This window comes from Brenneria goodwinii (assembly GCF_002291445.1).
In the GTDB taxonomy this organism is placed as follows: domain Bacteria; phylum Pseudomonadota; class Gammaproteobacteria; order Enterobacterales; family Enterobacteriaceae; genus Brenneria; species Brenneria goodwinii.
Genome location: NZ_CP014137.1, coordinates 1,746,542 through 1,770,028, shown reverse-complemented (window position 1 = coordinate 1,770,028; position 23,487 = coordinate 1,746,542). Strand labels below are relative to the sequence as shown.

Sequence of the window (23,487 nt, the reverse complement as noted above, 5' to 3'; positions counted from 1 at the left end):
AAAACCCGCACATTATCGGGCATTGTCAGGCTTTCGACAACATACCTACCGTAAGGATATGGGCAAAAGCCTGAGTAGATATGGGGATTGAATCCAGTAAAGAGACGTAAAAATCATCAGGTTGTCATGACCGAACGGGCTGATAACGGGGGATATGCATAATTATTCTTTACTTAGTTACATTAGCCGCGCCGGCGCTACACCACATAATGCCATACGGATTTAGGAACACAGCCTAAATCAAATAGCTTGCCACCAGCGGCCAATTCTGCCCGGCGATGGTCCGCAGCCCGATACATGTTGATTATTTCTTGATTGTCAGTCAGGGAATAGTTGAGATGGTCGAAGAGTTTTTCCAGACTTTCCGTGGTGCTGACCTTCCGAAACTTAAGCAAATAGTCATAAGCTGTCATAATTAATAAGCTAATAGTTATGTGGGTGGGGGTGATTAAGTATATGCAAGAGATAGACGCTGTCTATAGGGTAATAAAAAAAGAAATATAAATTTTAAGCTAAAAAAAGGCAGCCAATAATAAACGGGAATGGGGGCGGTTATTGAGGGCGCGGCTCTTTTAACGGCATATTGGCAGCGCAATAAACTAAGAATAATCCGTATGCCATCATCGCATTATTTTTGGCTAATGCTTTCGTCCGTATTCGTATATCCGGGCCTTGCCGCGTCCATGCGGCTCGGCTTTCCCTATCAGCGACCACAGAGTTTGTAGTACGCCTCATTCCAGCGCAGCGCGTCTTTGAACGCCGGGAGGCGGGTGTCGTTGTCGATCACCAGTAATTCAATATTCTGCATTTCGGCATACAGGCGCATGTAGTCCACATCCAGCGCCTGACTGAATACCGTGTGATGCGCGCCGCCGGCCAGGATCCAGGCCTCGACCGCCTCCTCCAGAGAAGGTTGCGTTTTCCAAATGGCGCGCGCCACCGGCAATTTGGGCAAGGGGCGCGGTTGTTCGATGGCGTCTACCACGTTAACCAGCATGCGGAAACGGTCTCCCATGTCGATAACGCTGGCATTGAGCGACAGACCGGCAGGCGTGGAGAAAATCAGCCGGGCCGGGTCCGCTTTTCCGCCGATCCCCAGGTGTTGGGCGTCCAGAATGGGTTTTTGCTCTTTGGCGATGCTGGGGCAGACTTCCAGCATATGGGATCCCACCACCAGATCGTTATTGTGTTGGAAGTTGTAGGTGTAATCCTCCATAAACGATGTGCCGCCCGGCAAGCCGTCGGCCATCACTTTCATAATGCGCAGCAGCGCGGCGGTTTTCCAGTCGCCTTCGCCGCCAAAACCATAACCTTGCTGCATTAAGCGCTGAACGGCCAGTCCCGGCAGCTGTTTCAGCCCGTATAAATTTTCAAAATCCGTGGTGAAGGCCTTATAGCCGCCTTGTTCCAGAAAGCGCTTCATACCCAGCTCAATCTGGGCGGCATCCAGCAGATTCTGGCGATTGGGGCCGTTGAGTTTTACCGCATCGGTCAACTGGTAGCTGGCTTCATACTCTTCAATCAGCGCATCAATATCGCCTTTGGCGACGTCATCAACCACGCTGACCAAATCGCCTAAACCCCAGGCGGTGACGGAATAGCCGAACTGAATCTGCGCGCCGACCTTATCGCCTTCCGTCACCGCGACCTCGCGCATGTTGTCGCCAAAGCGCGCCAGCTTCAACTGCTTGCTTTCCTGAATCGCCGCCGCAACCCGCATCCATTTGGCGATGCGCGCATGGGCGCGTTTATCCTGCCAGTGACCCACGATAACCTGATGCGACTGACGCATCCGTGCGCCAATAAAGCCAAATTCCCGGCCGCCGTGGGCCGTCTGGTTCAGGTTCATAAAGTCCATGTCCATGGTATCCCACGGAATTTCCGCATTGAACTGGGTATGAAATTGCAGCAGCGGTTTGTTCAGGACGCTTAAGCCGCCGATCCACATCTTGGCGGGGGAGAAGGTATGCAGCCAGGTCAGCAAACCGATACAGTTATCCTGATAATTGGCGTCACGGCACAGAGAGGTAATTTCGTCCGGCGTTTTCACCAGTGGTTTTAGGATCAGCTTTACCGGTAGCCCGGCTTCCTGATTCAGACCGGCAACCACTTTTTCCGCATTCTCTTTTACCTGGCGTAAGGTTTCCGGCCCGTAAAGATGTTGGCTGCCAATGACAAACCAGACTTCAAGCTGCTTGAAATGATCCATGATGACTCCTGTTTATTCCCAACGGGAAGAGAAAATAAATAACCGATGATCACGTGTCCGCCTGGTTCGTCGCGCGGTAGGCCGGTTCGGCAATGCGGCACCATTGTTGATAACGTTCGTAAAGCCGCTGGTACTGTGCGACGCGCTGGCTATCAGGCGTTAATGTTCGTTCAATGCCGCTGGACATTTGGCGTTGAGCCTCTGGAATGTCGGCGTAAATACCGGCGGCGACGGCGGCAAAGATGGCGGCTCCCAGCGCACAGCACTGATCGGAGGCGACGATTTGCAGCGGGCGGTTCATCACATCGGTACAGACTTGCATGATGGTCGGGGATTTACGGGCGATGCCGCCTAGCGCCAGGATATTCTCGACCGGCACGCCCTGATTTTCGAAACACTCCATGATGGCGCGAGCGCCGAAAGCCGTGGCGGCGATAAACCCGCCAAACAGCGTCGGGGCATCCGTCCCCAGATTGAGATCGGTAATAACGCCTTTTAAGCGCTGGTTGGCGAAAGGGGTTCTGCGCCCGTTAAACCAGTCGAGCACCACGGGCAGATGATCCAGCGATGGGTTGTCCGCCCAGGCTTGGGTGAGCCGTTCCAGCAGCCTGGCTTCCGTTTCTTGCAGCGCCGCGCCGAGCTCCGGGCGATCGCTGGCCGCCTGCCGCAACGACCAGCTCAACAGACGACCGAACCAGGCGTACATATCGCCAAAGGCGGATTGCCCCGCTTCCAGGCCGATATAGCCGGGCACGACGCTGCCGTCAACCTGACCGCAGATGCCATTGATCGTCCGGTTGCCGATACGATCTTGATCGGCAATCAGGATGTCGCAGGTTGACGTCCCAATCACTTTCACCAGGGTATAGGGTTGCGCGCCGGCGCCGACGGTGCCGACGTGGCAGTCAAACGCGCCGCCGGCGATCGTAACGTTTTGCGGCAGACCGAGCCGTTTAGCCCATTCGGCGCTAATGACGCCGACGGGCTGGTCGGCGGTCCAGGAGTCGGTAAACAGCGGATATTGCAGGTTTTCCGTCAGGCAGGGATCGAGCGCCTGCAGGAACGCTTTCGGCGGTACGCCGCCCCAATCGGGATGCCAGAGCGATTTATGTCCGGCGCTGCAGCGGCCTCGTTTGATGTTTTCTGGCGCATGGGTGCCGGAGAGCAGGGCCGGCACCCAGTCGCACAGTTCGATCCAGGAGACGGCGGCGCGGCGAACGGCGGCATCCGCGCGCGAAACATGAAGTATTTTTGCCCAGAACCATTCAGAGGAGTACACGCCGCCGATATAGCGGGTGTAATCAGGAAAGCGGCCGCTGCGGCACAGCGTATTGATGGCCTCCGCTTCTTCTATGGCCGTGTGATCTTTCCATAGCACGAACATCGCATTGGGGTTGTCGGCGAATTCAGGACGCAACGCCAGAACTTGCCCTTGCGCATCAATGGGAGCGGGCGTGGAGCCGGTTGAATCCACGCCGATGCCGACGATCTGTCGGCGTTGCTCCGGCGTCAGCTGTTCTACGACGACGCGAATGGCCTGTTCCAGCGACTCAATATAATCCAGGGGATGGTGACGGAATTGGTTATTGGCCGGTTGGCAATATTTCCCTTCGCGCCAGCGGGGATAGTAAACCACGTCCGTCGCCAATTCTTGCCCGGTCCGACAGTCAACGGCCAACGCGCGTACCGAATCACTGCCAAAGTCGAGGCCGATTGTAATCGCATCCGCGCTCATTGTTTGCTCCTGTTTGTCCTGTCTGTCGTGTGGTAACGATAAAGAGAGACCAACCCGGGCGTTAGGAGGCGTTAGCTGGAAGTATGCATTTTTCTGCCGCTAGTTATGATTTTGTGATGTTCGTCAAAAGTTAATGACTGGTTAAATTCGCTATATATATGCACAAACCTGTCATTGTTCCGGTATGTGATAACGCTCTATCTTCTGGTGAAAAATAACAGATAGAAAGTAGGGCGTCTGAATGCTTACTGAGTAAGGGAATTGCACTAATACGGCGTTTTTCCTTTATCCAGACCGGAAATGCCCTTCTGGAAACGATTACACGTTTCAGAACCGTTGGCGTGTAAAACGACAAATATACCGGAGAACATCATGCATAAATTCACTAAGGTACTGGCAACGATTGGATTGGCGGCTGTTATGTCACAATCGGCTATTGCCGAAACATTGAAACTTGGATTTTTGGTTAAGCAGCCGGAAGAACCCTGGTTTCAAACAGAATGGAAGTTCGCTGATAAGGCAGGAAAAGATCTCGGTTTTGACGTAATTAAAATTGCTGTGCCGGATGGTGAAAAAACGCTTAACGCCATTGATAGTCTGGCGGCCAGCGGAGCCAAGGGGTTTGTTATCTGTACTCCCGATCCCAAATTAGGGCCGGCGATAGTGGCTAAAGCGCGCAGTTACGATCTGAAAGTGATTGCGGTGGACGATCAGTTTGTGAACGCCAGGGGCGAACCCATGGATACGGTGCCGCTGGTGATGATGGCCGCCACGAAAATCGGCGAACGTCAGGGGCAGGAATTGTGGAAAGAGATGAACAACCGCGGCTGGAAGGTTGATGAAACCGCCGTTATGGCGATTACCTCAAATGAGCTGGATACCGCGCGCCGCCGCACCACCGGCTCGATGGACGCCTTAAAGGCCGCCGGCTTCCCGGAAAAACAGATCTATCAGGTTCCGACCAAATCCAATGATATCCCAGGGGCATTCGACGCCGCCAACTCCATGCTGGTTCAGCATCCTAACGTGAAAAACTGGCTGATCGTCGGCATGAACGACAACACCGTGCTGGGCGGCGTGCGCGCCTCGGAAGGACAAGGCTTCAAAGCGCCCAACGTGATCGGTATTGGCATCAACGGGGTGGATGCGGTGAGCGAATTGTCTAAAGCGCAGGCCACCGGGTTCTATGGTTCTCTGCTGCCAAGCCCGGATATCCACGGCTATAAGAGCATCCAGATGTTGAATGACTGGGTGACGAAAGGCGTCGAACCGGAAAAATTCACCGAAGTCACCGACGTTGTGCTGATCACCCGCGACAACTTCAAAGTCGAGTTGGAGAAGAAAGGCTTGCTGTAACGGTTGATTACCGTTTAACCACGAGGAAATGGACATGACAGCACCGTCACCTTACTTATCATTTCATGGCATTGGAAAAACGTTTCCCGGCGTGAAAGCGCTGACGGATATCAGTTTTTCCTGTCATGCCGGGCAGATCCATGCCTTGATGGGAGAAAACGGAGCGGGTAAATCGACGCTATTAAAGATTTTGAGCGGTAATTATTTGCCTTCATCCGGGGAAATCCATATCCAAGGCCAGCCCGTGCGGTTCAACAATACGATGGATGCGCTGAATAAAGGCGTCGCAATCATCTATCAGGAGTTGCATCTGGTGCCGGAAATGACGGTGGCGGAGAATATCTACCTTGGTCAGTTTCCGCATAAATACGGCATGGTCAATTATTCGCTGATGCGCTATGAGAGCCAGTTGCAGCTCGACCATCTGGGGTTGGATATCGATCCCGATACCCCGCTCAAATACCTTTCCATCGGCCAGTGGCAAATGGTGGAAATCGCCAAAGCGCTGGCCCGCAACGCCAAGATTATTGCCTTTGATGAACCCACCAGTTCGCTATCCGCGCGGGAAATCGAACAGTTGTTCCGCGTCATCCGCGAGTTGCGCAGCGAAGGCCGGGTGATTTTGTATGTCTCGCACCGCATGGAGGAGATTTTCGCACTGAGCGACGCCATCACCGTGTTTAAAGATGGTCAATATGTGCGCACGTTCGATGACATGCGGCAGGTGAACCATGAACTGCTGGTACAGGCGATGGTCGGGCGAGATTTGGGGGATATCTATGGTTACTCCTCTCGGCAGCACGGCGAGGAGCGCCTGACCTTGAAAGAGGTAAAAGCGCCGGGAGTGAAATCCAAGGTTTCGCTGCACGTGCGCCAGGGCGAAATTGTCGGGTTATTCGGGCTGGTGGGCGCCGGGCGCAGCGAGCTGCTGAAAGGGCTGTTCGGCGCAACCCAAATCACCGGCGGAGAAGTGTTGTTGGATGGTAAGCCGATAGTCGTCAACTCGCCGATCGATGCGATCCGACAGGGGATCATGCTTTGCCCTGAGGATCGCAAAGCGGAGGGGATCATCGCCGTTCATTCGGTACGCGACAACATCAATATCAGCGCGCGGCGCAAGAGCCTGAAAGCCGGTTTTATCATTAATAATCAATGGGAAGATCAGAATGCGCAACAACGCATTCAGGCGCTGAATATTAAAACCCCCAGCGCGGGACAGTTGATGATGAATCTTTCCGGCGGCAACCAGCAGAAGGCGATTTTAGGCCGCTGGTTATCCGAAGAGATGAAAGTCATTCTGCTGGATGAGCCAACGCGCGGGATTGACGTCGGCGCCAAACATGAAATCTATCACGTCATTTATGAGCTGGCGAAACAGGGCATCGCCGTTCTGTTCGCTTCCAGCGATCTGCCGGAAGTGCTTGGACTGGCTGACCGTATCATTGTGATGCGTGAAGGCGCGGTATCCGGTGAACTCCTGCACGATGAGGCCACTGAGCAGAAAGCGCTGAGTTTGGCGATGTTACGAACCCCTGATATAGAACCCGCGGTTGCCTGACCGCCAAGGAGTAAAACTATGCCGACTAACACCTTGCCCACGAGGAAAACAGACTCAACGGCGACGACAGCGACTCCGAAGAAGAAAACCGGAGCGGGGATTTCCCGTATTTGGGATAACTACGGCATGCTGGTGGTTTTTGCCGTGCTGTTTCTGGGCTGCATGATTTTTGTACCGAACTTTTCCAGCTTTATCAATATGAAAGGATTGGGACTGGCGATATCCATGTCAGGCATGGTGGCCTGCGGCATGCTGTTCTGCCTGGCTTCCGGGGATTTTGATCTGTCGGTCGCGTCGATTATCGCCTGCGCCGGCGTGACGACGGCGGTGGTCATCAATATCAGCCAAAGTCTGTGGATTGGCGTCGGAGCCGGTCTACTGCTGGGTATTGCCTTCGGTTTAATTAACGGCTTTATCATTGCGCGGCTGAAAATTAACGCGCTGATCACCACGCTGGCGACGATGCAGATTGCCCGCGGTTTGGCTTACATCATCTCCGACGGTAAAGCGGTAGGTATTGAAGACGAACGTTTTTTTGAGCTGGGCTACGCCAACTGGCTGGGGCTTCCGGCGCCCATTTGGATCACCGTGATATGTATGGTTCTGTTCGGGCTGCTGCTGAATAAAACCACATTCGGACGCAATACGCTGGCGATCGGGGGAAATGAAGAGGCGGCGCGCCTGGCCGGGGTGCCCGTCATACGCACCAAAATCATCATCTTCGCGCTTTCCGGGTTGGTCTCCGCCGCGGCGGGCATCATCCTGGCATCGCGTATGACCAGCGGGCAGCCGATGACCTCTATCGGCTACGAGCTGATTGTAATTTCCGCCTGCGTGCTCGGCGGGGTGTCGTTGAAGGGCGGCATCGGGAAAATTTCCTATGTCGTCGCCGGGGTGCTGATTCTGGGAACCGTGGAAAACGCGATGAACCTGTTGAATATTTCGCCGTTCGCGCAATACGTGGTGCGCGGTTTGATTCTGCTGGCCGCGGTTATCTTTGACCGTTACAAACAGCTGGCCAAGAAAACCGTGTGAGTTTTCCATGCCATATACTTAGCATGGGATCGTTACTTGTTATTCCCGCAGTTCCCGCCTGGGCAAGGTGGGAATTGCCGTTTTCACCGCCAGGGAGGGCACCGGATGCCCGCGTTGGCTGGTATGACGGAGGAGGATGGCCCGATTACCGGTGGTTAACGCCGTATTTGCTCTGGCGGCTCTCCCTTGCGCCAGCTCGTCGTCTGTTATTACTTGTCGTGTTCCGGAGGTTAGATGTATCACCGTGTGGCGCATGAATCTCAGTCTAATCCGCTGTTGCCGGGTTACTCGTTTAACGCCTATCTGGTCGCCGGATTGACGCCGATCCTGGCGAACGGACCGCTCGACTTCTTTATCGACCGTCCCGACGGCATGAAAGGCTATATCATTAATCTTACCATTAAAGGGCGGGGGCAGGTTTTTGATGGCGACGACGCCTTTTATTGTCGTCCGGGCGACTTATTGCTGTTTCCGCCGAAAGCCAAACACTTTTATGGCCGAGCGCCGGACAGCGACTGCTGGTATCACCGATGGGTCTATTTTCGTCCGCGGGCCTACTGGGCCGATTGGCTGGAGTGGCATAGCAAGAGCTGCGGCGTTGGCCGTTTGAGCCTGCCGAATAATCAGCTGTTGCTGGAGTTCGATCGGCTATTCGCCAACATTGAACAGACCCAACGTTCAGGCCGGCGCTTTTCGGAAGAGTTGGGGATGAATCTGTTGGAGCGGCTGTTGTTAAGAGCGATGGAAGAGGATCCGCAAAGTCCGCAAAAAATTATGGATCCGCGAGTCATTGAAGCCTGCCAATTTATTACCGGCAATCTGGCCGGCGAATTGCGCATTGATGAAGTCGCCCGGCACGTGTGTCTGTCGCCGTCGCGCTTAGCGCATTTATTCCGCGAACAGGTGGGCATTAACATTTTACGCTGGCGGGAAGACCAACGGGTGATCCGCGCCAAACTCCTGCTGCAAACAACGCAAGAATCCATCGCCAATATCGGCCGGGTGGTCGGTTATGACGATCAGCTCTATTTCTCCCGCGTATTCCGTAAACGCGTGGGCGTCAGCCCGAGCGATTTCCGGCGCAGCCGCAGTGAAATCAACTATCCAGCGGCCCGCAAAGAGACGCCGATGTGGGAAAAATCATCCTCCGGCGTCGGCGGCGTTAGCCGAAGCACGGAAATGTCATCGCGATAAGCGGATTTCCCTGGTGCTATACTGTGGTCAAATTACAACGTAAATGCGAAGGGGAATCTTCATGAGTGACGTAATTCGTGTTGGGCTGCTGGGATACGGTTATGCGAGTAAAACATTCCATGCGCCGCTGATTGCCGGAACAGCGGGTATGGAACTGACGGCGGTTTCCAGCAGTAATGCCGATAAAGTCCATGCTGACTGGGCGAAGGTTAACGTAGTGAGCGATCCGCAAACGTTGTTTAATGATGAGGATATCGATCTTATCGTTATTCCAACGCCGAATGACACCCATTTCCCATTGGCTAAACAAGCGCTGGCCGCCGGTAAGCATGTGGTGGTGGATAAACCCTTTACCGTGACGTTGTCACAAGCTCATGAACTGGGTTTACAGGCCGAGCACCAGGGGAAACTGCTTTCCGTGTTCCACAACCGGCGCTGGGACAGCGATTTCCTGACGTTAAAACAGCTATTTCATACCGGTGTGCTAGGGGATGTGGTTTACATGGAGTCCCACTTCGATCGCTATCGTCCGGAGATTCGCCAGCGCTGGCGCGAAAACGGCAGCGAAGGGAGCGGCATTTGGTACGACTTAGGCCCGCATTTATTGGATCAGGCTCTACAGCTTTTTGGTCTGCCGGTCGCTATTCAGGTCGATCTGGCGCAGTTAAGGCCCGGCAGCAAAGCGACAGATTATTTTCACGCTACCCTGATCTATCCCCAACGCCGGGTGGTGTTGCATGCCAGCATGCTGGTGGTTGCCCCTTCGGCCCGCTATATCGTCCATGGCTCGCGCGGCAGTTTTGTTAAATTCGGCCTTGATCCGCAAGAAGAGCAGTTGAAAAAAGGGGAACGACCGCCGCTGGCGAACTGGGGACAAGACCGGCAGGACGGGGTGTTGACCCTGTTCCGTGACGGCGTAACGGCGGAGCAGACCGTTTCAACGCTGCCCGGCGATTATCCCGCTTATTATGCCGCGATCCGCGATGCGTTAACCGGGAAAGGTGAAAATCCGGTGACGGTGCATCAGGCGATACAGGTGATGGAGTTGATTGAGCTTGGACTGGCCTCTCATCAGCAAAAAAGAGTGATGACGCTAAAAAATAGCTAGCGTTGCCGATTTTTATCATAGACATTACCGTTTGGTTTAAGCAGGCGATCTTAGGATCGCCTGTACTGTTTAATAAGGCTCTAATAACGCCAACAGATTTCAAGACGCTGCGAATAGCGCCTTGAGAACTTGAAAAATGGCGCGGTTGGAAGGCCGGGATAAAGGTGTGGATAATGGCGTGGCTACAGCGGTTGCGAATTGATAAGTTTTTGCTGATATTGGTTTCAGTGGTGGTGGCGGCATCGTTTTTCCCTTGTGAGGGCGCTGCACAAGTCTTTTTTGAATATCTGACGACAGCCGCTATCGCGCTGTTGTTTTTTATGCATGGCGCCAAACTGTCGCGGGAAGCCATTACGGCGGGGATGGGACACTGGCGGCTTCATCTGGTGGTCTTTGCCAGTACATTTATCCTGTTTCCCCTGTTGGGCGTGGGGATGAGTCTGTTGGTGCCGGTGGTGTTAACGCCGGCGCTGTATCTTGGCTTTCTTTATCTGTGCGCCCTGCCGGCCACCGTACAGTCCGCCATCGCCTACACCTCAATGGCCGGCGGCAACGTCGCCGCCGCTATCTGCAGCGCCTCGGCTTCCAGCATTCTGGGCGTATTTCTGTCTCCCATACTCGTTGGTCTGCTTATGCATACCCAAGGAGAAGGGCATACGGATACGTTGCATGCCATCGGCTCCATTATCATGCAGTTGATGGTGCCTTTTGTCATCGGGCATTTATCCCGGCCGTTGATTGCCAACTGGGTCGAGCGTCACCGTAAATTAATCAATATTACGGATCGGTCATCCATTCTTCTGGTGGTCTACGTCGCCTTCAGCGAAGCGGTGGTTCAGGGGATCTGGAGCCAGATCAACGGCTGGTCTCTATTAGCCGTGGTCGGATGTTCCATCGTGTTATTGGCTATTGTGCTGGTGGTGAATACGCTGGTGGCGCGAAAACTCGGCTTTAATACCGCCGATGAGATCACCATCGTGTTTTGCGGGTCGAAGAAAAGTCTGGCCAATGGTATCCCTATGGCCAGCGTACTGTTTCCCGCCGCAGCGGTAGGGGTAATGGTATTGCCGCTGATGATATTCCATCAGATTCAACTGATGGTCTGCGCGGCATTGGCTCAGCGCTATGCGAATAGGAAAAAGCGCGCCGAAGCCGAGCAGGTTCCTATGACGGCAGGCGATAAATAACGGTATTACGCGTTTTTTAGCGGCTCCCCCTTGTCAGGGCTGTCTCTTAGTCACATTTTTATGCGGACTTGGAGATAGTTTCGTGCGCCACAATGCCGCTATTTTCATGCTGCCTCGCAGCACGCGCCCGACATAGGGGGCTCAGACGCCAGCCCCCTATGAACCCCGGCTTGCGGCTAAATTATGTCGCTGCGCGATGCCTTCGTCGGTATCAGGCTTAACGGACCGCTTGCGACACGGAATACTCGTCTCATCCCTGAGACTCGCCCTAACGGGCCAGCGCAAGCGCTGTTCAAAAACGCTCCCGGCGTTTTTGTCCAACGTGGCGCAAGCTTTCGCCGCGTCCGTGCGGCTCATCCTAAGCCTGCTATCTCCTCAGCATAATTTCTTACGCCGGATAACGGCAAACCCCGTCATAGCCCCTACATTTGTGTATAAGAGACAGCTGACAAGGGGGAGGCCGGGTAGGGGTCATTAGTTTGCTTTATTGCGACTATATCATCATGCCTGGCCGCGTTTACGCAGCACTTTTTCGCGCAGTTGTTGCTTTTCCCGCTCGCTGATAAACGCGATTTTCAATCCATTTTCCTGCGCCTGACGGGTTTCTTTGGCGGTTAAGCCGGCTAATGGCGCCGCCACTTCATATTCATGCCGGATCTCAATACCCTGTACCGCCGGATCGTCGGTATTAATCGTGGCGGGAATACTGTAGCGCAGAAAATGTATCAGCGGATGTTGCTCCAAAGCAGTCACGGTATTGGTTTGCAGATTGGATGTCAGACAGGATTCAACGCCGATATTGTTTTCAGCCATGTAGGTCATCAAACCGGTATCGATAATGGCGGCGACGCCGTGGCCGATGCGTTCCGCCTTCAGTTGGTTGATGGCTTGCCAGATACTTTCAGGACCGGCCGCTTCTCCTGCATGGACGGTAATATGCCAGCCCGCGTCACGAGCTTGTTTGAAGTGAGATAAAAACAGATCGCCGGGATATCCCAGCTCATCGCCCGCCAGATCCAGTGCGACGATATGGTCGCGATGGGCCAGTAAGCCATCCAGTTCCTGTTGGCAGGCATCGGTGCCGAAGGTGCGGCTCATGATGCCGATCAAACGCACATCAATGTCATGATCGCGGCATCCTGCGGCGACGCCGTCAATTACCGCTTCAACCACGCCGGCAATCGGAAGCCGGTGGTTCATCGACATATAGTAGGGGGAGAAACGAAGTTCCGCGTAATCCAATCCGGCATTGACGGCATCTTCAACATTTTCGTAAGCGATACGGCGGCAGGCATCCAACGATCCCAGAACGGCCACCCCCCAATCCAGCTTGCGTAAAAAACTCAGTAAATCCGGCTCATTGGACGTAATTTGAACATGAGGGCGAAGTGACTCCAAGTCATTGGCAGGTAATGAAATATTGAACTGGCGGCCCAGTTCCAGAATGCTCTGCGCCCGAATGTTGCCATCAAGGTGACGATGAATATCCGTTAGTGGGAGTCGCGTATCAATCATGATGTACTCTTTGCAAATAGTGATGTGAGTCAGTCGGGCTATAGCCCATCGAATGCGGTGAAGTATAAAAACAATTGGCGGCAAATTGCCAACCGTTGCTGAAAAAAGTCAGAAAGCCTGCGAAATAACGGTCGCATTTCAGTCGGATATCCTGGGGTTGTTCGCGGTCAGTTTGGGAATGATACGGATATAGACCAGTTCGCTTAGCAGCTCTACCAGGGTCTGGGTCACGATAATCGCCGGTAATAGCGGGATCGCGCCGGGAATGGCCAGCGCCAGTGGTAGAACGACAAGGGAGTTGCGCGTGCCGGAACTGAAAGCAACGGCGCGTCCGCTGGCGGATTCAAGCCGAAACAGCTTGCCGGTCAGCCATCCCAACGTCGGCGCGACGATAGCGAAGAGCACATAGAACGGAACGGCTGTCAGAACGGTCGTCCAGGTGGTTTTAAGCTGGGGTATGACGGAGGCAACCACCACCAATAACACCAGCGCCGTTGCCGGCACGGGGAGAAAACCGAGTTTGTCGGCGAATTTATCCACCGCGGAAGAACGGCCTGCGCCCCATTGCACCAGTCCGGCAAGCAGCAAGGGGATCGCGATAAGCCAGATGAACGCGTGGAAAAACGGCGCGATATGGACAAGACCGGCCGCTTCCCGGCTAAGAAAAAGCCCCAGATAAAACGGCAATGCCAGCATCTGTACGATCAGCAGCGCCGGGGTAGCCGCCAGCAAGCGTGGCGCATCCGCATGTCCGAGGTGGGAGAATGTCACCACGTAGTCGATACATGGCGCAAGTAACACCAGCAGAATACCCAGCCGGATCATTGGCTCGGCAGGTAAATAGGGAACAAGTAAAGCCAGAAACAGCGGGATGACGATAAAATTGGCAATAAGCAGGGCGGCAAGAAAGCGGATTTGGGTAAAACTTCTTTTCAGGGACGTCAGCGGCACCTGCAAAAAAGTAACAAACAGCATTAATGCCAACGCAGGATTGATCGCCGCATCCAGCTTTTCTGTTCCGGGAAGCAGCAGCGCAATCAATACCGCTGAGATAACTGAGATGAAGTAGATTACAGTCTGGCGCTCTTCCATGAATGCTTTCAGCTTTTGCATGCGAGATCTCTCAACGGGACAACAGATTCAGACCGGGAAAGATCCTGTGACAGCCGCATCGCCGCCACAGGTTTTTCTATTTCAGTCTTATTGAGCGGGAGGCGTGACGGGCGCTTCCGGCGATTGGGGCAGCGAGTCATCGCCGTTTTCATCAGGAAGACCAATAAACGGCGCGATGAAGTCAGCCAGCGGTATCTTGTTGCCGTTAAAATCAACCTGACCGTCGGCATACTGTAATGAACTGGTGATCGCACCGTCTTTCGTGACCGTGATCTGGTTCATCTGGCCGATGCTGGCCATCATATTGGCCTGCTGCAGCGCCATGTTAGTGGCCTGTTCTCTCTCTTCATCGGTTGCGGGCTGTTTGTCCGCCTGAACCATCAACTCCGCCAGCATGTCTAACGGCACATTCAATTTAGCGTCGAGTTTCTTGACCGACTGCAGAATGATTTTCTCTTCATCCGACGCCGCAGGATCGGCCGCGTTGGCGCCGTTTTGCAGAGGATCGGTCAAATCCAGCGCCAGCGTAAAGGTGCTTTCGCCTTTGCTGTTTTTCCAGCTCAGGGGGGCGATGGTTATGTTTGGATTCCCCTTCAGCAATTTAGGTAAATTTTGCAGGAAAACCATTAAAACCTGATGTTGGTAAGCAAGAGGATTGGCGTCGTCCGAGGTTTGCCAAAACTGTTGAATCGCTTTCTGGTAATCGGCGGCGAATTGCTTTGTTCCTTCCCCATCAAACTGGGAGAAGGCGACGTTGAGATTGCCGGAGCCCAGGTTACGATCGCCGACGGTCAGCGATTCCAACGTTACTGCCGTTTTACCCGCCAGATTTTTATCATCTTCCGTCACGGTACTTTGCACGGCGAAATTGTTCAGCGCGACGGGTTCGCCGCCTTCAACGGTAAATGCCAGAGACTTGGCGGAAAAGGTGCCGTCGCCGATACCGAGATCGAACTTGCCTTTATGGTTATTGACGTCCATGGCAAGGTCTTTTAGCGCGAGTTGTTCCATCTCGCCCCACGGATTTCTCTTTTCCACCAGTATGTTGCTGATAGTGCCCGACAGTTTGTTGCTGCGAAAATCATGGGCGACGTCTAACTGGATTTCAGCGCCGCTGAAAGATAACTTCTGCTCATTGCCCTGATGTTCGATGGGCAACAGCGAGATATCGCTACGGGTGTCGCCGCTGTAGGACACGCGTGTTTCTGCCGTGACAAACGGCTTATTCTGCGTGAGATCGAATAGGGGCTTAACCACCGGCGTATTCGCCAACTCACCGTGTACGGATGCCATGGCGGGAATCAGATTGAATTTTTTGAGCTGCGCCAAAGGGAAAGGGCCATGAGAAACGGTTTCATTAATGACGATTTCTTCGCCTGGCGCAAGCAGCTGTTGCCCTTTATCCGAGCCATCGGATTGCAGAACGTAGGCTAATTGACTGCTAAAGATACCGCCTTGATAGTCCCGGTATACGACTTTCAGAGCGGCGTCGGGATAGGCGGTTTTCAACTGGGTATTGATATTATCGGTAAGCTCATCAATATTCAGAGCCAATTGTTTGCCGGTATACCAGGATGCGCCGGTCCAGATTGCGCCCAAGGCGATAATAACGCCGGCGGCAACTAATGATTTTTTCATTTGTTCGTCCTTTTATTAAAAACCCGCCCGGATTCTGCCGGGCGAGAGATATCGGTAATTACCGATTAAATACGCGAGCAATACGCCCTTGTCCCTGAACCATCACCGGCGACTCGTTGGCGGAGATAAAACAGGATTCACCCGCTTTGAGTCCGATCTGCCGATCATCTTTTTGCAATAACGCTTCGCCATCGACGCAGAAAACGATCGCCGCGCTATTCTGGCTGAGCGCTTGTGGTTTACCGTTCAGACTATGCAAGGAAAAAGCGAAATCGTCGACGGGAATAGGGAAGTTTAGCTCATTCCCATGCTGGACAGGCGTGGTTAACAATTGTGCGGCGGGTTTGGCTTCAAATTTCACATTGTCCAACAGTTCCGGGATATCAATGTATTTCGGCGTTAATCCAGCCCGCAGTACGTTATCCGAGTTGGCCATGACTTCCAGGGCGACGCCGTTCAGATAGGCATGCGGCGTTTCCGCATATAAAAACATGGCTTCGCCTGGTTGCAGCGTAATCACATTGAGCAACAGCGGAGAGAACAGACCGCTGTCGTCCGGATAAAACCGGGTAATGTCGCGAATGGTTGCCCAGGGTTCGTCCTGGTGGTTGTTCAGCGCGGCTTTTAATACGCCCAATGCCTGACTTTTTTGCTGCCCATCCATGCTCAGCAGATTTGCAAACAGCATGGAGAGGTTTTTGCTGTCGGGCTGTTGTAAAAAAGCGGAAATCGACGGATGTGCGCTGGCGACCGGCTGCAACAAGGTGACAATTTCAGACAATTCTCTAAAGCCGTTCATGGCTTGAAACGGGGTAAGCGCGAAGACTAATTCAGGCTTGTGATTAGCATCCTTATAGTTTCTTTCCGCTGCATCCATCGCGATACCTGCGGCATTTTCCCTCGCAAACCCTTGTTCTGCCGACGATTTACTTGGATGTACCTGAATAGAAAGCGGTTGCGCGGCGCACAATACCTTAAATAAAAAAGGTAATTCCCCGAACCGCTGCGCGACTTTGGCGCCAAGATGCGCGGGCAAATCCTCTGCGATCGCCTCGCGCAAATTACGATCGTTTCCTTCTTCATCAATAACATGGGAGCTACTCTTGGGGTGAGCGCCCATCCATAATTCCGCCATGGGTAAATCATTAGGGTTCTTAATGCCATATAGCTCAGTTAATACGTGTTTGCTGCCCCAGGCATAGTGCTGGACACGATTGAGCATTTTTTGCATGTTAGTTTCCTGACGTTAAGTAACTTGTTGATTAACTAAGTTAAAATAATTAATAAAAAGGAAAGGTTATGAATACACCGTTTCTGCTCACATCATGGTAATGTTTTATGTGTCACTATTCCAGACAGTGCTGGCAGGCTATAACCTAATGTTGATCGTTTACGGAAGGATATTTCGCGGCGGTCGCGGTTGGATTAAGTTAACCCAGGCTTAATGAACTGGCATTAGTGTTATTCCCTTCATTTAGCCGTTGTAGATAAGCCGGCTTTCCCCACTACTTTGTGATACTTAAGGAGAAAAGGTCATGACAACCACTCGCATTGAAAAAGATTCGATGGGGCCGATTAACGTTCCAGCGGAACGCTTATGGGGAGCGCAGACGCAGCGTTCGCTAGAGCACTTCCGTATTTCCGAAGAGAAAATGCCGAAGGCATTGATTTACGCACTGGCGCAAACAAAACGTGCCGCGGCCAGCGTCAATATGGATTTGAAATTACTGCCCGAAGATAGAGGGAATGCCATTGTTCAGGCTGCGGATGAAGTGCTGGCGGGCAAACTTGCCGGCGAATTTCCGTTAGCCATTTGGCAAACCGGTTCCGGCACGCAAAGCAATATGAACATGAATGAAGTACTGGCGAATCGCGCCAGTGAATTATTGGGCGGGGAACGAGGAAACAACCGTCTGGTTCACCCCAATGACGATGTTAATAAAAGCCAAAGCTCCAACGATGTTTTCCCCACGGCGATGCATGTCGCGGCCGTGCTGGCCATTAACGAGCATCTTATCCCTGAGTTGACTTCGCTGCAGCGCACGCTTGCCGCGAAAGCCGAGCAGTTCAAAGATATCGTTAAAATCGGACGTACTCACCTGCAGGATGCGACGCCATTAACGCTGGGACAGGAAATTTCCGGTTGGGCGGCGATGCTGCAACATAACCTGAAGCATATTGAAAACAGCGTACCGCATTTGTGCGAACTGGCGCTGGGGGGAACGGCTGTCGGCACCGGGTTAAACACGCATCCTGAATATGCCGTTCGGGTTGCCGCCGAACTGGCGAAGCTGACCGGACAACCGTTTGTTACCGCACCGAATAAATTTGAATCGTTAGGCACCTGCGATGCGTTGGTTCACGGTCATGGCGCATTGAAAGGATTGGCGGCGTCATTAATGAAAATCGCCAATGACGTGCGCTGGCTGGCATCCGGTCCACGCTGCGGCATTGGCGAGCTGAGCATTCCTGAAAACGAGCCCGGTAGTTCAATTATGCCCGGTAAAGTTAACCCTACGCAGTGCGAAGCTATGACGATGTTATGTTGTCAGGTGTTGGGGAATGATGTTGCGGTTAATATCGGCGGGGCTGCGGGGAACTTTGAACTGAATGTTTATCGTCCGATGGTGATTCATAATTTCCTGCAATCCGTTCGTCTGCTGGCCGACGGCATGAAGAGCTTTAATGAGCATTGCGCGGTTGGCATTGAGCCGAATCGTGAGCGCATCGATCAGTTGCTGAACGAATCGTTAATGCTGGTGACGGCGCTTAATACCCATATCGGTTACGACAAATCCGCTGAAATCGCCAAAAAAGCGCATAAGGAAGGGCTGACGTTAAAAGCCTCGGCGCTGAAGCTGGGATATCTTACGGAAGCGCAGTTTGATGAGTGGGTACGGCCGCAGGATATGGTCGGAAGTCTGAAAAACTGATTCATTAATGTCTTGCCTGCCGGGATTATTGCCGGCAGGCAGAGAAATAACAATCATTATCGTAATCATTGGCATTTTAGAATTTGGCTAATTCAACCTGCGCAAGGCGGGATGCAGAAGGGAATCACGATGAACATAGACAGGGATGACTGGGCTGCCAACGCGCTTGCCGCTTGAAGCATGACGAGGATCGTCATCTATCGTCGGTATACAAATGCAGCCGGGGTATCAGCAATCTCAGCGGCTTAGCCTGCGGTTTATGTTTATGCTTTATATTGTCGGCGTCATAGTTAGGCAACTCGCCAATAACCGGGACATCTCCTCCGAACTCTTGCTGACACAATACCAGCAGCGGCGACGGGCAGGGGTGTTGTACCTGCTTTTGCTGCTTTGGATACCACACTCTGGCAATCGGCTGGACCTTCACCGGTCGCTTTATCTTCAATGCCGCCTGTTCGGGTAATCGCAGTACCTGCTCTATTTCCCGTTCGATTAATTCAACCCACTGCTCTTTATTGTACGGCGCGGCGCTTTTGCCCGCTTTCAGGCTTTTTTCCAGTTTGTTCAATAACTCGGTGCGGGTCATGTTCTTGATGATATGTTTATTGGCCCAGCCGAAGCGAACAGACGCCGGGCTGGTTATAAGCATTAACGAGCGGTAAGCGCTCAGCGTGATCAGCCCCGGCAGATGGCTATGTACAAACTCAAAACGTTGCTCAGGGGCTAACCCCGAATCAACGGTGATAATGTGCTCCAGCTCTTTCTTCAGCGCGTTTATCTCGGTTATAAGTTGTTGCGCCTGCTGATACTGACGTTGGTCGACAGAAAAGCACAGCGCGCCGGGGAGCCGAATTGCGGCTTTACTGCTAATGGTTTCGGGGTAGTGGTGGATAAATAACCGCTGAAAGTGCGCCAGCCCTAACTCGCAAGCTGCCTGGCCTATATGCTGGCGGACTTCAATTTGCGCGATGGCGTCGTGCTCGGTGCCTTTTTCAATATCGGGCAAAGAATAAACGCGGCCGGCCAGCAGGCGAAACGTGGAAAACAGCGGCGGCATCAGCGCCAATTTTTCTTCCAGGGATACAAAGCAGCGGTTCATTCGATCAATAAGTGAATAGCGATCCATAATCCATACACCATTTTAGTTACAACATACATAATATATATATCCCAAATCGATTCCAGCAACAATCGTGTTTACATTTTGTCTTATCAGGTCGTAAAGATAGTTGCAGCGTTCAAAATAAATATCTCATTATCTGGAATGGCTTATTGTATTGAACCACTTAATCTTCAATGGGGTATTCCGCGGATTACAGAGAGATAGATGCATGAGGGTGGGGATAAGAGCAGATCTGGTGAGTGCAGGGATCCATTCAGACGAAGAGCGGCAAAGAACGCCGAGCAACGGGACAAGACGCTCGCCGCCAGCGGAAAATACGCTGTCAGCTGTGGAATTTGGGACGATTCAAATACGTGATGAAGACAAACCGTATAAAAAGCGACTGGCAATGCGGGAACAGGGATCGAGCGAGCCCTCAGCATATAAAAGCGTGGTCGCGGCGCAAAGCCGCTCGGTTCGCCAGCGTTCAAAGTCAAATGTGGAAAAAGATCTGTGGCATTGCAGTCAGCAGCGCCGCGAAGAGTTTAAAGATCTGCTATCAACATATAATCCATCCTTATCCGGCCCGGGCTTCCTGCGTGTGATCCGTAATTTAACGGATGCCGCTGCACCGCTCATCAACGTGCAACTGCCTACGGAACGTAACGATATTCGGCTTTTTCGTATTTGCGTGCCGGGGCATGGTGACGATGTTTATGTGCTGCGTCGTGATATTGATGGTGAATTACGCGATCTTCGCCGGCTACAGCGACCGGGCGATGGCAACGAGATGCGCGGCATCATGGCGCAGATGGAAAAAAGCGCCTTCCAGTCTCATGGCGTAGCGGCGGCGGCCCTTGGGAAATCAATGAGTTACCCACATCAGAGCAAATTATGGCAAAGCACTAAGCGTAAACAAGAGTTTCAGACGCTCTATACTGCTTACCGCCAGTTGCCGGGCAAACTCGATGTCACTGGCGGCCATTTCCTCGACGCGCTGTATAAATTGACTATCGAGGCTGAAAAGTGCGGCTCAGCACAGGATACCAACGTGGCGGACATTCGGTTATTCACGATCCGGGTGCCAGGTACGCCAGCTCCGGTGCAGGTTTTACGCCGCCTTGATACTTCCGGTAGTCTGGCGGATATCCGATTAACGTCACAAACCTCCTTGGAAGAGACTCTCGACCAAATGTCCGACTCACGCCGTAACGCCGGATCGGCGTTTTTATCCGCGCCGCGCCGGGATAGATACCTGCAAACCTTGTGGAAAAGGCATCTTGCACCTCAATTGGCCAGCGAGTTGGAACGCTTTCGCCGTGCGCAACCGGATGAAAGCCTGGCTGACGCTCCGGCATTTATCCGACACTTGGACCAGCTATGCGACAAAAATCCAGGCGACATAGTGGATCGGCGATTTGGCATCTCCCGCCACGTCATTACGCCATTAGGCAGTTCGCAGCCGATCACCGTGCTGAGGCGAAAATTGGACAGCGAACAGATCCGCATACGAGCCGTCGATAACAAAGTCATTGACAACCTTTACGCCGAACGTGCGGCAATGCGATCGCTGCGCTCTATCGGTCCTAAACGTAAGCAGGAAGTCGCCGTCAGCACGGAACCGAGTAAGCGGCGTAAAATCCTGACGCAACAAAATCATCAGCCGAGAAAATCGTCGGCACCCGCTCAGGCATTGGGACAACAGGTACATCGGATCACAGTTCAACAGCAGTACAAGGATAAAACGGTTGATGTCACCCATCTTGTAACTGGCGCTGTAGGACGCATTTCTGGCGGGCCCAGAACGTTGGAAACGACATACGCCAATAGCCCGGCGTTAATCAGAGCGCCACATTCCTATGCCGACAATCGTGAGCGTCAGGTATTGCGGTGGCTGAGCTCGGTGCTACTGAAAGCCTTTCCTGGCGGCAGAGAAGTTCAGGCGTACTATGATCGCGCAAGCGATGAAATATGGATTTCCTCCAACGCGCGAGGAACGAATCGCAAAATTAGAATGTTGTTGAACGAAAATGGGTTGCAGGGAGAACTGCAAAAGCAGCTACAGGCGGGGAAAGTCCATCTGGATATGAATGACCGATGGCTGCGCCATGCGACGCAGCTTGAGCAAATTCTTAATGATCGTTCGGTTTGGCCCCCTGACGCGAATCCCGTGCTTCAAGCCATCACCGCAGGGCGTTTTCGCGTATCGTCAGAAAATTTTCACTTCACGGGAGGGGGACGGCAGATTGACCTGCATGCCGAACGCCGGATAAAACAGGCTTTTGAGAACGAGACGGGCAGAATGCTGGAATCAAACCGCATCGTGGGTACCAAGCGCCCCTGCGGCATTTGCGCCGAAGCGCTCCAGTTCTCCGACGATCAACATCGTGGACCTTTCTGGCAAACGAAAGCGGCTCACGCATTTATCGATACAAAATCAGCGATTAATAGCAATGTTGCGAAAGGCATTCCGACGTATATTTCTCGCAACAGGAGCGGTGAACTGGATTTGAACGTTTCGGATAGCGACTCTGATGCCTAGCCGCTCAGGGCGGCGTCTAGTTGTTTCAAGCGGAAACTGACCAGTAATGCAATAATCAGTAGGGTTGCCAGAAAGACGGTGATGCCCGCCCAGCCATACGAGTACCAGAATACGCCGCCGACGGTCCCAGCCAGGCTAGAGCCGAAATAGTAGGAAAACAGATACATGGACGACGCCTGGCCTTTTGCCCGGCGCGCACGCTGACCAATCCAACCGCTGGCGACGGCATGAGAAGCGAAGAAACCGGCGGCAAACATCATCATACCGAGGAAAACGCACAACAGCGGGCTAAAGGCGGTAATGAGCAGGCCGAGCAGCATGATGGCGATGGAGATGCTCAGTACCGGTCCCCGGCCATAACGGGCCGTTAATGCGCCGGCTTTCGGCGAGCTATAAGTGCCGGTCAGATAAACGACCGACAGCAGACCGACGACGGCCTGACTAAGCAGATAGGGTGAAGCCAATAATCGATAGCCGATGTAATTAAAGAGGGTAACAAACGACCCCATCAGCAAAAAGCCCTCTAAAAACAGCAATGGCAACCCGGCATCATGCCAGTGCAGTTTCGCATTCAGCAATAAGGCTTTAGGACGCAAAGATCCCGGACGGAAATGGCGCGACGCCGGCAGAATTTTCCAGAAGGTCAGCGCTGAAATTAACGCCAGAACACCGATGGCGCCGACAGAAATTCGCCAGGGGAAATAGTCGCTTAGCACGCCGCTAACCAGACGACCGCTCATGCCGCCAATCGAATTGCCGCTGATATACAGTCCCATGGAAAAGGCCAATACGCTGGGGTGGATCTCTTCACTCAGGTAGCTCATCGCGACCGCCGCGACGCCGCTGAGCGACAGACCAATCATGGCCCGCATAATCAGTACGCCTTGCCAACTGGTCATAAAGGCGCAAATCAAGGTGCAAATGGACGCCAGCATTAGCGACACAACCATTACGTTTTTGCGCCCGACGGTATCAGACAGCGGGCCGGTAAACAGCAGCCCGCAGGCCATTGTTCCCGTCGCTACCGAAAGCGACAGACTGCTGGTTGCCGGAGAAATGGAAAAAGCCTGAGAAAGAACCGGTAATAAGGGCTGTACGCAATAAAGCAGGGCGAAGGTAGCCAGGCCGGCTGAAAACAGAGCCAGTGTGACGCGCATAAACTGCGGCGTGCCACGTTTTATATAAGGGGTTTTGCCATTAGCGGTCGGTTTCGGTGAAAGGGGTTCCACATCATCAAGGAGGGAGACGGACACGGCGTTTGA

General features: G+C 53.1%; 17 protein-coding genes. 8 read left to right on the top strand and 9 right to left on the bottom strand.

Annotated elements, in window-relative coordinates; genetic code table 11:
* Positions 1-197 precede the first annotated feature (197 nt).
* The 3 genes from ydgT to ACN28R_RS07870 form a co-directional block, all read right to left on the bottom strand.
* Positions 198-413 (bottom strand): transcription modulator YdgT, encoded by a 216-nt coding sequence (gene ydgT, locus ACN28R_RS07880; protein WP_072065890.1) that lies wholly within the window; start codon positions 411-413, stop codon positions 198-200.
* Positions 414-703: 290 nt separating this feature from the next.
* Positions 704-2,209, bottom strand: a complete 1,506-nt coding sequence (araA, locus tag ACN28R_RS07875) for an L-arabinose isomerase (RefSeq protein ID WP_048638907.1) — start codon at positions 2,207-2,209, stop codon at positions 704-706.
* Positions 2,210-2,258: 49 nt separating this feature from the next.
* Positions 2,259-3,944 (bottom strand): ribulokinase, encoded by a 1,686-nt coding sequence (locus ACN28R_RS07870; protein WP_048638906.1) that lies wholly within the window; start codon positions 3,942-3,944, stop codon positions 2,259-2,261.
* Between the two features lie 372 nt (positions 3,945-4,316).
* On the opposite strand from ACN28R_RS07870, the gene ACN28R_RS07865 reads away from it, so the two are divergent.
* The 6 genes from ACN28R_RS07865 to ACN28R_RS07840 all read left to right on the top strand — a co-directional run bounded on the left by ACN28R_RS07865 (position 4,317) and on the right by ACN28R_RS07840 (position 11,382).
* Positions 4,317-5,300 carry an arabinose ABC transporter substrate-binding protein gene (locus ACN28R_RS07865; RefSeq protein ID WP_048638905.1) on the top strand — a complete coding sequence of 328 codons (984 nt, stop codon included), beginning with the start codon at positions 4,317-4,319 and terminating at the stop codon, positions 5,298-5,300.
* A gap of 34 nt (positions 5,301-5,334) precedes the next feature.
* Complete coding sequence (gene araG, locus ACN28R_RS07860; RefSeq protein ID WP_095834106.1) at positions 5,335-6,858, top strand: L-arabinose ABC transporter ATP-binding protein AraG; 1,524 nt, start codon at positions 5,335-5,337, stop codon at positions 6,856-6,858.
* Positions 6,859-6,876: 18 nt separating this feature from the next.
* Entirely contained in the window at positions 6,877-7,893 is a 1,017-nt protein-coding gene (araH, locus tag ACN28R_RS07855) for an L-arabinose ABC transporter permease AraH (protein WP_095834105.1), read from the top strand.
* A gap of 234 nt (positions 7,894-8,127) precedes the next feature.
* Positions 8,128-9,087 carry an arabinose operon transcriptional regulator AraC gene (gene araC, locus ACN28R_RS07850; protein ID WP_048638902.1) on the top strand — a complete coding sequence of 320 codons (960 nt, stop codon included), beginning with the start codon at positions 8,128-8,130 and terminating at the stop codon, positions 9,085-9,087.
* A gap of 61 nt (positions 9,088-9,148) precedes the next feature.
* Entirely contained in the window at positions 9,149-10,195 is a 1,047-nt protein-coding gene (locus ACN28R_RS07845) for an oxidoreductase (protein WP_095834104.1), read from the top strand.
* 173 nt (positions 10,196-10,368) lie between these two features.
* Positions 10,369-11,382 carry a bile acid:sodium symporter family protein gene (locus tag ACN28R_RS07840; protein ID WP_095834103.1) on the top strand — a complete coding sequence of 338 codons (1,014 nt, stop codon included), beginning with the start codon at positions 10,369-10,371 and terminating at the stop codon, positions 11,380-11,382.
* A gap of 501 nt (positions 11,383-11,883) precedes the next feature.
* On the opposite strand, the gene add is transcribed toward ACN28R_RS07840, so the two are convergent.
* From add to manA, 4 genes are all read right to left on the bottom strand, one after another.
* The gene (gene add, locus ACN28R_RS07835; protein ID WP_095834101.1) at positions 11,884-12,897 is read right to left on the bottom strand and encodes an adenosine deaminase; all 1,014 of its coding nucleotides are present in this window, start codon (positions 12,895-12,897) and stop codon (positions 11,884-11,886) included.
* A gap of 138 nt (positions 12,898-13,035) precedes the next feature.
* A complete protein-coding gene (locus tag ACN28R_RS07830) occupies positions 13,036-14,010 on the bottom strand; it encodes an arsenic resistance protein (RefSeq protein WP_095834100.1) in 975 nt (324 codons plus the stop codon).
* An 87-nt stretch (positions 14,011-14,097) separates the two neighbouring features.
* A complete protein-coding gene (locus ACN28R_RS07825) occupies positions 14,098-15,648 on the bottom strand; it encodes a YdgA family protein (RefSeq protein WP_095834099.1) in 1,551 nt (516 codons plus the stop codon).
* 58 nt (positions 15,649-15,706) lie between these two features.
* Positions 15,707-16,879: a mannose-6-phosphate isomerase gene (gene manA / locus ACN28R_RS07820; RefSeq protein WP_095834098.1), complete on the bottom strand. Its 1,173-nt coding sequence runs from the start codon at positions 16,877-16,879 to the stop codon at positions 15,707-15,709.
* Between the two features lie 304 nt (positions 16,880-17,183).
* On the opposite strand from manA, the gene fumC reads away from it, so the two are divergent.
* On the top strand, positions 17,184-18,581 hold the full coding sequence (fumC, locus tag ACN28R_RS07815) for a class II fumarate hydratase (protein WP_095834097.1): 1,398 nt from the start codon (positions 17,184-17,186) through the stop codon (positions 18,579-18,581).
* A 193-nt stretch (positions 18,582-18,774) separates the two neighbouring features.
* Here fumC and tus read toward each other — a convergent pair whose 3' ends face one another.
* Positions 18,775-19,707 (bottom strand): DNA replication terminus site-binding protein, encoded by a 933-nt coding sequence (tus, locus tag ACN28R_RS07810; RefSeq protein ID WP_095834096.1) that lies wholly within the window; start codon positions 19,705-19,707, stop codon positions 18,775-18,777.
* Positions 19,708-19,939: 232 nt separating this feature from the next.
* Here tus and ACN28R_RS07805 point away from each other — a divergent pair, with 232 nt between their 5' ends.
* Complete coding sequence (locus ACN28R_RS07805; protein WP_145957969.1) at positions 19,940-22,225, top strand: hypothetical protein; 2,286 nt, start codon at positions 19,940-19,942, stop codon at positions 22,223-22,225.
* Here the strand turns inward: ACN28R_RS07805 and ACN28R_RS07800 are convergent.
* A complete protein-coding gene (locus ACN28R_RS07800; RefSeq protein WP_183092075.1) occupies positions 22,222-23,478 on the bottom strand; it encodes an MFS transporter in 1,257 nt (418 codons plus the stop codon). The two genes, ACN28R_RS07805 and ACN28R_RS07800, sit on opposite strands and share 4 nt — an antisense overlap.
* Between the last annotated feature and the right edge of the window lie 9 nt (positions 23,479-23,487).

What these genes read in the sequence shown, in the direction of transcription:
- ydgT (WP_072065890.1), bottom strand. Translation starts at nt 413, where the DNA reads ATGACAGCTTATGACTATTTGCTTAAGTTTCGGAAGGTCAGCACCACG.
- araA (WP_048638907.1), bottom strand. Translation starts at nt 2,209, where the DNA reads ATGGATCATTTCAAGCAGCTTGAAGTCTGGTTTGTCATTGGCAGCCAA.
- ACN28R_RS07870 (WP_048638906.1), bottom strand. Translation starts at nt 3,944, where the DNA reads ATGAGCGCGGATGCGATTACAATCGGCCTCGACTTTGGCAGTGATTCG.
- ACN28R_RS07865 (WP_048638905.1), top strand. Translation starts at nt 4,317, where the DNA reads ATGCATAAATTCACTAAGGTACTGGCAACGATTGGATTGGCGGCTGTT.
- araG (WP_095834106.1), top strand. Translation starts at nt 5,335, where the DNA reads ATGACAGCACCGTCACCTTACTTATCATTTCATGGCATTGGAAAAACG.
- araH (WP_095834105.1), top strand. Translation starts at nt 6,877, where the DNA reads ATGCCGACTAACACCTTGCCCACGAGGAAAACAGACTCAACGGCGACG.
- araC (WP_048638902.1), top strand. Translation starts at nt 8,128, where the DNA reads ATGTATCACCGTGTGGCGCATGAATCTCAGTCTAATCCGCTGTTGCCG.
- ACN28R_RS07845 (WP_095834104.1), top strand. Translation starts at nt 9,149, where the DNA reads ATGAGTGACGTAATTCGTGTTGGGCTGCTGGGATACGGTTATGCGAGT.
- ACN28R_RS07840 (WP_095834103.1), top strand. Translation starts at nt 10,369, where the DNA reads ATGGCGTGGCTACAGCGGTTGCGAATTGATAAGTTTTTGCTGATATTG.
- add (WP_095834101.1), bottom strand. Translation starts at nt 12,897, where the DNA reads ATGATTGATACGCGACTCCCACTAACGGATATTCATCGTCACCTTGAT.
- ACN28R_RS07830 (WP_095834100.1), bottom strand. Translation starts at nt 14,010, where the DNA reads ATGCAAAAGCTGAAAGCATTCATGGAAGAGCGCCAGACTGTAATCTAC.
- ACN28R_RS07825 (WP_095834099.1), bottom strand. Translation starts at nt 15,648, where the DNA reads ATGAAAAAATCATTAGTTGCCGCCGGCGTTATTATCGCCTTGGGCGCA.
- manA (WP_095834098.1), bottom strand. Translation starts at nt 16,879, where the DNA reads ATGCAAAAAATGCTCAATCGTGTCCAGCACTATGCCTGGGGCAGCAAA.
- fumC (WP_095834097.1), top strand. Translation starts at nt 17,184, where the DNA reads ATGACAACCACTCGCATTGAAAAAGATTCGATGGGGCCGATTAACGTT.
- tus (WP_095834096.1), bottom strand. Translation starts at nt 19,707, where the DNA reads ATGGATCGCTATTCACTTATTGATCGAATGAACCGCTGCTTTGTATCC.